The organism is Methanobrevibacter sp. AbM4 (assembly GCF_000404165.1).
GTDB lineage: Archaea > Methanobacteriota > Methanobacteria > Methanobacteriales > Methanobacteriaceae > Methanarmilla > Methanarmilla boviskoreani.
Genome location: NC_021355.1, coordinates 192,388 through 205,940, shown reverse-complemented (window position 1 = coordinate 205,940; position 13,553 = coordinate 192,388). Strand labels below are relative to the sequence as shown.

Sequence of the window (13,553 nt, the reverse complement as noted above, 5' to 3'; positions counted from 1 at the left end):
TTAAATTATAAGAAAATATCCAAAGAGCTTTGTTTGGATTTATCACTTTCAAATAATGAATGAATACCGAACTCCTGAATCTCCAATCTCTGTTCAAGATAGTGTGATACAGGATACCTGTTAACAAGTTGCTGTGAAATATCCAGATATTTGGTAACAGAACCCTTAGATACACTTAGAATTAGATTACCACCACATTTACATTTACCAGTTAAAGGCATACGCCTATATTTGGAATTACATTTAGTACATCTTACCTTCTGTTTAGAAAATGCACGGACATTTCCCATAATATCAGGTAAGAAATGACTTGATAAAACTCCCTCTACAACACCTCTTTGATCTACAGCACGTATAATTTCTGCAAGACCAATTTGTCCTTCAACTTTCTCCTTCATAGAAGGCAATTGTTTATACATACACAAGGTCGGACCTGCATGAATACTTGAGGTATGATGTGAAAACATTAAACCACTATATTGTTCAGGAGTTCCTAAGTGCATACTTACATTGTCAATTAAGTCCAGGAATTCCGCAGGTTTTAAAGGTTCCTTAGTTCTTTCAAAGAATTCCAGAGGGAATCTTTCAAAGATATCCAGGTTGTGAGATTCATCATCGATTTCCTCAGGATCTATTCTTGTAGATAAAACTAAAGGTGCATCCATACTTCCCCCACGAGTACTTGGAAGATAAGATTTTGAGAAATTGATTAAAGGATCAAGTAACAACATGACGGAATCCTCATCACTATCACAGTTTCTTCTTTTAGAAGAATGGAAATAAGGATGAGCATAACATCCTAAAGCCTTCGTAAATCCTACAATACGACCTAAAACACCAGCAGATGTATGAGGTGCAAGACCTGCAATTAAATGGCCAATCAAATCCTCACGTTTTTTTACATTGTAAAACGCATCCATGTGATAGAATTTGGTAAGCTCATCATCAACATAATGAGAAACATTTACAAGATAATCTGCACATTTCTCAGATATTACAACATCCTGAACCTTTAGTTCAATGATTTGTTCCTCATTTTCAATAGGCTGACCATAGCAATCCTCTGTATAACCCATTTCAAGAAGTTTATCCACACTTACTCCGACTTCCCTCGGAATAAAATGGGTTAAAGGTAAATCAGTGGAATCATGACGAATGGTTGCATCTTTAAAGGTGAAAACCTCATTTTTTGCTCTTAAAATTCCCTTTTCTAGAGGTTCAGGTATTTTATTCTCTGATATCATACCTACAACACCTTTAATCTCATCAACCTTTCTTACACCTACATTATCTGATGCCTTTTTAAGCATTCTACCAAGATTAATATTTTTTACCCCGGTTTTACCAAATTCGGTAGGAGATCCACAGTAAGGACATAGAGCCTGATTTGAACTCAATCCACAGGCAGGATTAGTACATTGCCTCCTTGCAATATCTATCCTAATATTACCTTTTTTAGCAGCCTCAGCAACCAACCTTCTACTACCTCCATAGGTACCGACAGGGAATAAAACATGTGGCGCTGGTCTCATTAATCTTTCTTTAGATTTTTCAGGTCTACCTACACGGGTTCCAATATAAACCGGTGCTTTATATTCTATAGGAACCTCTGATATATCGTTTAATACATCCATCACCTTCAAATCATGATTGGATAATTCCTCATCATTGAAAGGTCTTCTTAATGTATGGACAATTGCATAAGACGTATCAGAATCCAGAATAATCTTACCATCATCAACAGTATGAAGAACTCCTATAACCTCAAGAATACGTTTTTGATAGGATTTATCAAGTACAATCTCATCGCCATCCTTATAATCCTTGATTTGTGGTAAAATCCAATTGATTAAATCATTAAGTTCCTCTTTACTTATATCATGATAGCAATAAGTATAATCTGGATGTAAAGGTATTTTATATTCCTTAGATATTCTGAATGCCTCAGGAGCAGATATCTTCTCAAATTCTAAAGTTTTTAAATCCAACTCATGATTATCTCCCTCAGATTGATACTTTGATGAATTTCTAATATGTTCTATCCACCATTCCTGACACCAGCCCGCTTGTAACATTGGTTGATTATTTCTTAAAAACTCACCAAAAGCAATCAACATATCTCCCAGGAAAAGAATTTCAGCAATATCCTTTTTAACCTTACGAGCCTCTTTAATTGAGTCGATTTGAAGAACATTTCCATTTTTAAGTTTTACAATTGGTCCCTCAATAGAATCTACAGGAACCACACAGTTACCCTTACCAGGTCTTTCAATTTTCATCTGGGTTCCAACAGCGATAAATTCAATTATTTCCATAACTGCAGGATGAACACCCATAGTTGCAAGACCTGTATTACGTGAACGACCATATCTTAATCTGAATCCACCTTTCTCTGAAGGATAACTTAAAACAGGTCTTCCACCAATAATATCCTGAATATATTTAGCAAATATTGGTTTCTGATCAACTTCCCCTGGAATTGAACTTACCTCTTCTCCGTCACCTTTAGATTCATCATCATCTGAATCATCAGTTTTAGGCTTTGCATATTCTAATAAAAACTCCCATTTATCCAAGCCTAGTTTATTTGCAATTTTATGGATCTTTTTGGATTTTTGAATAACACCTTCAACCATAGCAAGAAGAGCTCCACCACGGATGTTGTTTGTTTCAACCCTTGGAAGATCCCTGTGAGAAACTTCAATCTGATCGGTAGGTTCTCCACTAACCTCTACAGGTATACTGCGAGCAGCAAGTCTTACCTCCTCAGGGGTTGGAGAATATTGTAGATTGGTAACCTCAGATTCATAAAGTTCCACCTCCTCAACATATCTTTCAATCTCATCATCTGAAGGTTTATAAATATCCAAACCTGTAGCCACCCTAATTTTATCACCAAGAAGTACTGATAATGCTGCAGCAGTACCTCCTGCACTCCTAATAGGCCCTGCAAAATATACTGCAATATATTTCCCACCGTCAGGATTCTCCTTAATTAAAACCTGAGAAATACCTTCCAAAGGAGCCGCTACTACTCCCTCAGTAAGAATAGCTAAAGCAGTTCTTAAACCCTGATCTGCAAGTTGTTGACGTTTTTCCTCGGCAGCCTTGCCTTCCTCTTCAATATCCTGAGAGGCAATCTCTGCAGCAATCTCAAAAGCCACCTTTTCACGGTCATTTAATTCTGCTTCTAGTTCTTTGATTCTTTTAGCAACACCTTCAGGACCAACAAGCCCTTCTACTCTTTCTGCTAAATCCTTTGCCCTAGGAATTTCACATTCTGTAGTCATATCCAAACCTTTAGAACGAGCTTCATTAGCAATATCATAGAGTTCAAGTGTTTCTTTTTCTAATCTATCAAAGTAATCCATAATATCCCTTATTTATATATAAAAAAGATTATAATTCTTAAAATTTAATTTAAAGAAATATGTAAAAAAATAAAATTATTAATTTTCTACTAGTAATTTTTATAAAAATTAGTATTTAATAATATCGAGGACGTGAAAACTATTTGAAAAAATCAGGATTTTAAATATATTAAAAGTCTTATAAACTAAAAATATCATTATAAAACCATTTAAAATATTAATCTTAATAAATCCAATTATAAAAAATCAATATAAAGAATATCTGTAAAAACCAATGAAAAATAAGAAAAAATAAATCAACAATAATGAAAATATTAAAAATTTAAGGATAAAAATGATAAAAGAGAATTTTCAATAGTTTTAAATACCGTCAAAAACATCCTCATCTGCTTTATCCAACCACCCATTAACTATCTTAATAGCACAGTAATCTCCACACATGGTACATGCGTCACTATCTGAAGGAGGCCTGTTTGCTCTTTTTGCACGTGCATCTTCAGGTGAAATAGCAGCATTATACTGAGCTTCCCAGTCTAAAGACTTACGAGCCTCAGCCATTACCAAGTCCTTTTCACCATGGTGTATACCTTTAGCCATATCTCCAGCATATGCTCCAATTCTTGTTGAAATCACACCAGTTTTTACGTCTTCAGGAGATGGTAAAGCCAAATGTTCTGCAGGGGTAACATAACAAATAAAGTCTGCACCTGCTTTAGCAGATTCTGCAGCACCAATAGCTGATACGATATGATCATAACCTGGAGCAATATCACATACTAAAGGTCCTAACATATAAAATGGTGCATTACTACATAATTTCTTCTGAATAGTAACATTTGCAGGAATCTCATTAATTGGAATATGACCTGGACCTTCTATCATAGTTTGAACCCCAGCATCCCTTGCACGGTCTACCAATTCACCTAAAACAATGAGTTCTTGTACTTGAGCCCTATCAGTTGAATCAGCAATTGAACCTGCCCTCATCGCATTTGCAAGGGACAATACAACATCATATTCTTTTGCAATGTCCAGTACATAATCAAAGTTTTTATATAAAGGGTTTTCTTTCTTGTTTTCAACCATCCATGAGGAGATAAAGGATCCCCCACGGGATACCAAACCACATTTACGGCCTTGTTTTTTAAGTCTCTTTAATGTTTCAACATTTACACTACAATGAATAGCCATAAAGTCTATACCCATTTTAGCCTGTTTTTCAATGGTTTTAAACATGTCATCTTCTTCCATGTATATTACAGAACCATTTTCTCTAATAGATTCAATAGCTGCCTGATAAACAGGAACACTACCTACCGGAAGTGGAGACATATCCAATACTCTCTTTCTTATATCGTCCAAATCCCCACCAATACTTAACTCCATTAAACAATCTGCACCTGCATCGATTGCAACCTGAGCCTTATATACCTCTTCATCAAAGTTAACAATATCTGTAGAGGTACCTACAGTTGCGTTAACCTTTGTTTTAAGACCTGCACCTATACCGGTTGCCTTAATATCATGATTTATATTCTTTGGAATAACAATTGTACCATTTGCAACAGAGTTTAATATAAATTCCTCGGAAACCCCTTCCCTGTGTGCAACGGTTTTCATCTCTTCTGTAATATTTCCTGATCTAGCTTCTTCTAATTGAGTCATAATCACACCATAATCGATTAATAGAATTGAAATTTATAAAATCCACATGATTAAAATATCAAGTTATTTTTAAATAAATCAAGTTGAATTAAGTAAAACCTCAATTTAAATTGATATTTAATGATTTATATTAATCTTATTTAAAATTATCTATTAATCTTTAATTAAATTAAGTTTTATTTGATAAGAATAAAGAAGACTTTATTAAAAGATTAAAAAGCAATTAAAAACCGATTAACAAAAAAAATATAATAAAAAATTAATCCATTTGAAATGAAATAAGGATTAAAAAAACCAAAATTGATTTAAAAACCAATAATTCATTTAAAACAACCACCCCAATGATAAAAAAACTAAAACAAAGTCAAGTCAACAAATCCAATAAAAATAAATGATAAAAAAAACCAAAACAAAGTCAAGTCAAGAAATCAGGCAAACAAAGTTCCATGATTAAAAAAAAGTTAAAAATTAATTAAAATCCATTAAGACAATAAAAATTATTAAAAAATAGAAAAAATAGCTAAAAAAGAATTAATCATCATAAAATGAGTTCATCCTTTCTAAAGCTTGTTGAAGTGAAGGGATATTGGTTTGACATCCCTGTTTTTCAACAATAAATGAGGAAACAGAAGATGCGAATTTAATAGCCTCTTCTAAAGATTTGTCATTAAGGTAATAATATAAAAATGCAGCTTTATATGAATCTCCCGCGCCTGTTGGATCTACGGCAGGTCTTGAAATGGCATCTACAGTAATTTTACCCTCTTTGGTATACAATATACTACCATTCTCCCTACATGTTTTAATAATTATTTCGGGACCTAAACCAAGTAAACCATCGATATCCATACCTAAGATATTTATGATTCTATCAATCTCATAATTATTACCGAATAATATGGTGGAATTTTCAATGACCTGTTTAAGTCTTTCTGCAGGATATATGGTTAAGTCCTGACCTGGATCAAATGACACGCCCTTACCTTGCCTTTTAGCCTCGCAAGATGCCTTCCAATTATAGTCTGGATCGCCTGTTGCAAGATGTACAAAATCAACTTTATCAATAGCCTCTACAGGCACATCATAATTGGAGAATTTACCTCCTGCACCTTCATAGAAATAAGTTACCTGATCACTATTATCATTGTTTACCATGATAGCTGTGGCGTTAGGTTCCCCTTCCACATAGATTAAATAATCTGTATTAATATTGTTATCCTCAAAAGAGTTATAATAATCAGATTGTTTAAAGTTCTCACCTACAGCAGAGACTAAAGTAGTATCTAATCCACAAATAGCTGCAACCATAGCTACATTGGCACCAGCACCCCCATATAATTTTTTCATAGACTCCATATGGGTAGATGTATTTATTTTTGGAAAATCATTAACCTGAATAATAACATCTGAGGCTGTGTGTCCAATAACCAATAATTTAGGGTTTTCATCCATAAAATCACCTTATTAAATAAAAATAAATAAAAAAACAATGAATTCTTCAAAAATTTAAGTTATAGCCCAATAATAAAAGGAATACCCCTTAATGATTAAAGAAAAAATATAAGTAAGATATTATAATTTTAAGAAAAAATTACTATAAAAATCTTGTGATAATATTTAGATTCTATATTATAATAATAAATTTTCATAGTATGTGAAAAGTATTGATATAAAATACAATCCAATGTATTGAATATCATATACACAGATAATCATAAAAACAGATTAATTTTTCAAAAAACAGACATAAATAGCCAAATACTAATTTAAAAGACAATACAAAATAAAAAAGACAATACTCCTAATTTTACAAAACATTAAATAATAAGAATAATAATAATAATAATAATAATAATAATAATAATAATAATAATAATAATAATAATAAAATAAAATATTATTGATAAAGGGTGAATAGATATGTCCTCGATTAATACATATTTAAAAGGTTTAAAAGAAGAAGTTTTAAGCATAAAATGGTATTTGGTTATATACCTCTTATTTTCAATATTATTTATTTATACAAGTAAATTCGGACCAAAAACTGCTCTAGCAGGATTTACAGTATTCACCACATTAAGCTGTATTTTATTATTAATCATAAACAAAAAAGAATTGCCCATACACAAAGTAGCTTTCTTAATTATCATTGTCTTTGGTTTATGTTTAGTCTTTTTAACTCCAATATATGGGGGACCTGATGAATTTGAACATATTGTAAGGGCAGAATTAACCTCCAGAGGAGAATTAATCCCTCAGTATATTGATAATCCAAGCAATAATCTAACTCATAAAGATTATATAAGCATAAGGTCAATCTATTTAATCAATCAGAAAAATGAATACCATGGAGCCTTGTTTCAAAAGACAATATTTCAAACCCCGTGGGATACTCAAAAGATAGATTACACACCGACATTTGTTTATTGTGCATTTGCCCAAAATCCTTTTTATGGATATATTGCACCTGCAATTGGAATGTGTATAGCAAAGATATTAGATTTAAATAATATATGGTTATTATGGCTTGGAAGATTGTTTAATTTAATATTATATGCAGGAATAGCATCATATGCAATTAAAAAAGCTCCAATATATAAAGAAGCATTATTTGTATGTGCCTGTTTCCCATTATCCATTGCCCAAGCCTCAATAATAAGCATAGATGCGACCATAAATTCATTGATGTTACTTGTAATTGGATATTTCCTATACATGTATGAATTAGAGGATCATACCCTAACTTGGAAACATATAGCAATCTTTTCCACTTTAACATTATTATGTGCATTAACGAAAATAACATTCATAGCATTAGGATTGTTAATATTTCTAATACCTAAATCCAAATTCAAAAATAATAAAACAAACATATTGAAAGTAGTCGGATTTTTAGCTATTAGTTTACTTACAGAATTATGGTTAAAGCTATATGCAAACAAAGTAATTGCAAACTGCGGAAACAGGATGTACTACCTTAGAAATGAGGCAAGTCATAAAGCATACATATTACATCATCCAATCTCCTATATACAAAGCATGTTACATCCACAGTTACATTCATTTTTACTGAAAAATATGTTTCATTTTGGTAATAACGGACTTATTAATGATGCCACCATGGGAGTAGCTTTAATATCCTTTTTAATATTCTGTATAATTTATCCGCAGAATAAGAAAATTAAAAGAAGTGGAAGGGTAGGAATATTCTTCATAGGACTGATAATCCTATTTGGAACAATTACCACATTATACTTATCTTATACAAAACGTTTCGATTTAATATTAGGTGTTCAAGGCAGATATCTATTACCTCTACTTGTATTTGCTCCAATGATATTAAATATTAATGATACATATAAACCTACATTTAAAACTAGATTATTACTATATACCTTTGTGATTTTCTTTTGTACAACACTTAGATTTGGAACAATCCTACAATATCTAATATTAATATAGGATTATTAATATTAAAGAATATTCTTTTATTTTTAATATCCTATTGGAGTAAAACCCTCTAATCGAATGACATCAGAACATTTATTTAATATATACTCAACAAAATCATCAACCTTACCGTCATATCCAGGATTATATACCAAACCTAACGAATGTCTTGTCTGATTTTTTAAAACAGAATTACCTTTAAAATAGCTGGCATTTAGGAAAGTGTAGAGATTATCAGAGTTCTTAACAAGTTTAAACGCATCAAACTGAGATTTAACTTCTTTTACTATATTATACTCAATATCATTAAAATTTAATGTATCCCATACCAATCTCTGAGCTGTACCCTTAACAGATACAAAATCCAAATTGGATAAATCATCTATAGCATTTATCTTCTGATTGTTTTCATCGTTTGAAACAAGAACCAATGAATCAAATGCTATAGGAGTGAAATTTAAATCCTCCTTAAATGCCAAAAGAGGATCGTCCAAAGCAAGAATATCAATCAAATCATCCTTTGCAAGGTCATATGCATTATCATTATCTGTACTTAGAACCTGAATATTGAAAGGCAAATCTAATGATTCAATTAAACCTGTAATAATATGTCCCCCAGCAATACGAATATTATCTGATTTTTTAAGACGATTGTTATAGGTATGATAAATATCCAAAAGTTCAAAACCCTTATCTGTAAGTTCACTTCCAGAGCCTACCTTATCTACAAGCTTATATCCCAAAGACTTTTCTGCATTAATGATTCTTCTGTTAAAAACAGAATGGGAAATGCCTAACTTTTTAGCTGCTTTCCTTTGAGAAAATGTTTTAGATAATAGGTCTAAAGATTGAAATAACTTATAATTATAAATCTTATCATTTATTTCAATACCAATCACCGGTTTTACCTCATCAGTCATGATCATGCCTTTTAATATAATTAATAATTGCTAATTTTTTAATCTAAATCAAAATTAATATATAGTATATTATAGTTATTATTATAAAAATAATGTTTAGATAATATATAGGAAGATTAATATGGAGTTAATGAAATCATCTATTGAAGCGATTATAGAGAATGTAAAGGAAGCTGAAACCTATCTTGACAATGATGAAATTAATAATTTTATGAATGAGATTACCGATGCCGAGAACGTTTTTGTAATAGGCGCAGGCAGATCAGGACTTGTTGCAAAAGCTTTTGCAATGAGATTAATGCATTTAGGAATAAGTGCATATGTTGTTGGAGAGACCATATCCCCTGCAATAAATGATGAGGACTGTATTTTGGCAATTTCAGGTTCAGGGGAAACTAACACAATTGTCTCTGCTGCAAAAACATCCAAAAAAAGAGGAGCAAGAATATTGTCCCTAACTTCATATCCGGAATCATCCCTAGGAAAAATATCCGATGTTTCCATATATGTTAGAGGAAGAACTAAAGCTGAAGCAGATGATAAAAATTATCTTAAACGTCAAATCGATGGTAATTACACATCACTTACTCCATTAGGTACTGCTTTTGAATTGACCTCACTTATATTTCTAGACGGACTCATATGTGAACTAATGAACAGGCTAGGTAAAACCGAAAATGACTTGAAAAAAAGACATGCAGTACTCGAATAAATAAACTACAAATTTCTCCCATTTTTAATATTTTATCTACAATTATGAAATCTTTTATGGATTTATATAAATCCCATAAAACAGATTATAATATGCTATTTTTAATTTAACCAAATACACTTTAAATCAAATAAATACTATTTTTAATCTTAATTGGAATAATTTTAAGAAATAAAAACTATTCAATAAATTTAAACACCATTTTTAACAATTTAAAGAAATAACAGACATTTTCAATTAAGGGATTAAAACATTATTAGATATAATTTTTCTAATAGAATCGATTAAAAAATTCCAAATACAAAAATACACCCATCTTTAATTGCTGTAAACGTTTTTTTAACACCTTCCTCAGTTAAATCTAATGAAAATCATACCATAACAGACATGGCAAATAGAAGTTTAACTGTACCTGAAAGTGTTAGTAAAGTTGTTTCCACTAGCCCTCCAATTACCACAATACTTTACATGAATGCTCCGGATAAATTAGGAGGAATGAACTTCCAATGGACAAGTGACGAATTAAAGTATGTGCCTAGCCAATATCAGAATTATCCGAATATAGGCGGTTGGTATGGAACACAGACAGGAAACTATGAACAATTTTTAGCTACAGAACCAGAGATTATATTTGACTCTGTAGATGAAAGTGGTGAAGTATCCGATGTGGAAGATAGACAGAAAAAATTTGGTTCAATACCTGATGTTGCAGTTTACGATGATACAAATATTACTACAATGAATTCCTCTATTGAATTTGTTGGAAAGGTAGTTGGTGAAGAGTCAAAAGCTAAAGAACTTAACGAATTTAATGAAAAGAACATCAATAAAGTTGAAAGTGTAGCTAAAAACATTCCGGATAATGAAAGGAAAAAGGTATACTATGCCGAAAGTAGCGATGGTCTATCAACTGATCCTTCAGATTCTGTACATGGCCAATTAATTGACTTATGTGGAGGAAAGAATGTTGCAGACATTGGAAATTCCAATTCCTCAAGTAGTGTGCAAGTTTCAATTGAACAGGTAATAAAATGGAACCCTGATATAATCATAACTACAGACTCTGAATTCTATAACGGCGTATATAATAACTCAAAGTGGTCCAATATAAAAGCAGTTAAGAACCATCAAGTTTATTTACCCCTTCCTCACCATACAAATGGTTTGACCGACCTGTAGGTGCTAATATGATAATGGGGGTCCCTTGGACTGCCAAAGTAATTTATCCAGAGAAATTTAAGGACATTAACTTAAAGGATGAAACCCATGAATTTTATAATGAGTTTTATCATATTGACCTAAGTGATGATCAGATTACAGAATTACTTAAAAATTCTGAATTAAACGAGACAAATATGTAATATTACAAGCATAAGGGAACTTTAATAGAGAGAATAAAGAATTTAATGATAGCAATTAGAAAATGGTGGAAAAATAGAAGATAACAAGATATTGGAATGGACATTATTAATACTACTTCCAATAATAATGTTCTTTTTATCATTTGCAATTGGAAGGTATCCAATAGCTCCTATTGATGTTATTAAAACAATATTAAGTCCTATAATACCTTCACTTACTGTTTCTCCATCAGTTTCAACCATAGTATTTCAGATAAGACTTCCAAGAATCATAGCCGCGATGTTAGTAGGTGCGTCACTGTCAATTGCAGGTGCTGCATTTCAGGGTATTTTTAAAAACCCCCTTGTATCACCTGACCTTTTAGGTGTTGCAAACGGTGCAGGATTCGTGGCAAGTATCGCCATTCTCCTATCAATGGGGAATGTGTTTATACAAATGTTTGGGTTTATATTCGGAATCATATCAGTTTCCATTACATATATAATATCCAAATCATATAAAAGTGGAGGAATACTTGTGTTGGTTCTTGCAGGAGTTGGAATCTCTGCGTTTTTCAATGCATTAATTTCCGCTGCCAAATTTATTGCAGACCCATATAACAAATTGCCTCAAATCGTTTACTGGCTAATGGGTAGCCTTTCAAGTATTACCTCAAACAAATTATTAATAGCATTAATTCCCATAGTCATAGGCCTGGTAATCCTAATGGCTCTAAGATGGAGAATAAATTTACTTGCAATGGGTGACGAGGAGGCTCAGGCCTTAGGTGAAAACCCGGAAAAGTTAAGATTGATTATCATCACAGCTGCAACACTTATCACCTCGGCGTCAGTGTCCATAAGTGGAATCATAGGATGGGTGGGACTTCTTGTACCACACCTTACCCGTATGATTGTAGGTCCAGACCACAGGATATTAATACCTGCATCATTAAGTATTGGTGCAAGCTTCCTACTTTTGATTGAAGATATATCTAGAAGCATAATAAGTATTGAAATCCCGATAGGTATTTTAACTGCTGTGATTGGTGTGCCAATATTCTTATACTTACTTAGAAAAGGTTACTCAGAATGGTCATAGTTTTAATTAAAATGTAATTTTTACCAAAGTGTTCTATAGAATTTAATATTAAAAATAAAATATCTTATAAAAGAAGTGTAAATATGGAAAAGTTATTAGATGTTGAAGATATCTCATTTAGATATGATGATGAATCCCCATTTATATTTGAGGACATAACCTTTAATATAGACAGGGGAGATGTCCTATCTATTTTAGGTCCAAATGGAACCGGTAAAACCACACTTCTTAAATGTTTGAATGGCATCAACAAACCAGAGAAAGGGAAAATATTGATTAAAGGTAAAAACATCCAAAGTATGGACTTTAAGGAAATATCCAGAAATATCGGATATATTCCACAGGGACATATTCCAACATTTCCATTTACAGTTGAGGAAGTTGTGATAATGGGAAGGGCACCTTACGTTAATCTAACGGAATCCCCAAAAAAAGAGGATATAGAAATAGCGGACAATGCACTTAAAACATTAAACATAGAATATCTCAAAGATAAAAACTACACAAACATCAGTGGAGGGGAAAGGCAATTAGTATTTCTTGCAAGGGTTCTGGCTCAGGAACCGGATATACTTATTTTAGATGAACCTACCTCACACCTTGACTTTGGAAATCAATTCAGACTATTGAATATCATAAAAGAGTTAGCTGCCAGCGGATTGTCAGTTATAATGAGTATCCACAACCCAGATCATGCATTCATTGCAAGCAACAAGGTAGCAGTTATGAAGGACAAACATTTTATAGCTTTTGGAAATCCCAACGAGGTTGTAACGGAAGAGAATATTAAAAAAGCATATGACGTTAATAATGTAAGATTGATTGAGCTTGAGGACAATCGGAAACTGTGTGTTCCTTATGAATAATTAGATAATGAAAAGTTATGGCTTATACTGGAAGATTAAAGCCAAATATTGTTTATAAATACTTATGTTGATTATATAATCAAATCAAATAAATAAATAAATAAATAAATAAAATTAATAAAGGTGA

Annotated in this window: 10 protein-coding genes; 6 read left to right on the top strand and 4 right to left on the bottom strand. The window is 31.9% G+C overall.

Features of this window, described 5'->3' with window-relative positions; genetic code table 11:
* Window positions 1-5 precede the first annotated feature (5 nt).
* The 3 genes from polC to ABM4_RS00750 form a co-directional block, all read right to left on the bottom strand.
* Window positions 6-3,371 carry a DNA polymerase II large subunit gene (polC, locus tag ABM4_RS00760; protein WP_016357776.1) on the bottom strand — a complete coding sequence of 1,122 codons (3,366 nt, stop codon included), beginning with the start codon at window positions 3,369-3,371 and terminating at the stop codon, window positions 6-8.
* Between the two features lie 360 nt (window positions 3,372-3,731).
* The gene (gene thiC, locus ABM4_RS00755; protein ID WP_016357775.1) at window positions 3,732-5,036 is read right to left on the bottom strand and encodes a phosphomethylpyrimidine synthase; all 1,305 of its coding nucleotides are present in this window, start codon (window positions 5,034-5,036) and stop codon (window positions 3,732-3,734) included.
* A gap of 531 nt (window positions 5,037-5,567) precedes the next feature.
* Window positions 5,568-6,488: a carbohydrate kinase family protein gene (locus tag ABM4_RS00750; RefSeq protein ID WP_016357774.1), complete on the bottom strand. Its 921-nt coding sequence runs from the start codon at window positions 6,486-6,488 to the stop codon at window positions 5,568-5,570.
* A gap of 468 nt (window positions 6,489-6,956) precedes the next feature.
* Between ABM4_RS00750 and ABM4_RS00745 the strand changes: the two genes are divergently transcribed.
* Entirely contained in the window at window positions 6,957-8,498 is a 1,542-nt protein-coding gene (locus ABM4_RS00745; protein WP_016357773.1) for a DUF2142 domain-containing protein, read from the top strand.
* Window positions 8,499-8,530: 32 nt separating this feature from the next.
* Here ABM4_RS00745 and ABM4_RS00740 read toward each other — a convergent pair whose 3' ends face one another.
* Entirely contained in the window at window positions 8,531-9,406 is an 876-nt protein-coding gene (locus ABM4_RS00740) for a LysR family transcriptional regulator (protein ID WP_016357772.1), read from the bottom strand.
* 121 nt (window positions 9,407-9,527) lie between these two features.
* Between ABM4_RS00740 and hxlB the strand changes: the two genes are divergently transcribed.
* From hxlB to ABM4_RS00720, 5 genes are all read left to right on the top strand, one after another.
* Complete coding sequence (gene hxlB / locus ABM4_RS00735) at window positions 9,528-10,118, top strand: 6-phospho-3-hexuloisomerase (protein ID WP_016357771.1); 591 nt, start codon at window positions 9,528-9,530, stop codon at window positions 10,116-10,118.
* Between the two features lie 387 nt (window positions 10,119-10,505).
* Window positions 10,506-11,297 carry an ABC transporter substrate-binding protein gene (locus ABM4_RS00730; protein ID WP_052312807.1) on the top strand — a complete coding sequence of 264 codons (792 nt, stop codon included), beginning with the start codon at window positions 10,506-10,508 and terminating at the stop codon, window positions 11,295-11,297.
* Window positions 11,298-11,305: 8 nt separating this feature from the next.
* Window positions 11,306-11,479 (top strand): hypothetical protein, encoded by a 174-nt coding sequence (locus tag ABM4_RS08950; protein ID WP_156815312.1) that lies wholly within the window; start codon window positions 11,306-11,308, stop codon window positions 11,477-11,479.
* 127 nt (window positions 11,480-11,606) lie between these two features.
* On the top strand, window positions 11,607-12,560 hold the full coding sequence (locus tag ABM4_RS00725; RefSeq protein ID WP_016357770.1) for an iron ABC transporter permease: 954 nt from the start codon (window positions 11,607-11,609) through the stop codon (window positions 12,558-12,560).
* Between the two features lie 83 nt (window positions 12,561-12,643).
* Complete coding sequence (locus ABM4_RS00720) at window positions 12,644-13,426, top strand: ABC transporter ATP-binding protein (RefSeq protein ID WP_016357769.1); 783 nt, start codon at window positions 12,644-12,646, stop codon at window positions 13,424-13,426.
* Window positions 13,427-13,553 lie beyond the last annotated feature (127 nt).

Coding starts and splice junctions, on each gene's coding strand:
- ABM4_RS00745 (WP_016357773.1), top strand. CDS start 6,957: ATGTCCTCGATTAATACATATTTAAAAGGTTTAAAAGAAGAAGTTTTA.
- ABM4_RS00720 (WP_016357769.1), top strand. CDS start 12,644: ATGGAAAAGTTATTAGATGTTGAAGATATCTCATTTAGATATGATGAT.
- ABM4_RS00750 (WP_016357774.1), bottom strand. CDS start 6,488: ATGGATGAAAACCCTAAATTATTGGTTATTGGACACACAGCCTCAGAT.
- ABM4_RS08950 (WP_156815312.1), top strand. CDS start 11,306: ATGATAATGGGGGTCCCTTGGACTGCCAAAGTAATTTATCCAGAGAAA.
- ABM4_RS00740 (WP_016357772.1), bottom strand. CDS start 9,406: ATGACTGATGAGGTAAAACCGGTGATTGGTATTGAAATAAATGATAAG.
- ABM4_RS00725 (WP_016357770.1), top strand. CDS start 11,607: ATGTTCTTTTTATCATTTGCAATTGGAAGGTATCCAATAGCTCCTATT.
- ABM4_RS00730 (WP_052312807.1), top strand. CDS start 10,506: ATGGCAAATAGAAGTTTAACTGTACCTGAAAGTGTTAGTAAAGTTGTT.
- polC (WP_016357776.1), bottom strand. CDS start 3,371: ATGGATTACTTTGATAGATTAGAAAAAGAAACACTTGAACTCTATGAT.
- thiC (WP_016357775.1), bottom strand. CDS start 5,036: ATGACTCAATTAGAAGAAGCTAGATCAGGAAATATTACAGAAGAGATG.
- hxlB (WP_016357771.1), top strand. CDS start 9,528: ATGGAGTTAATGAAATCATCTATTGAAGCGATTATAGAGAATGTAAAG.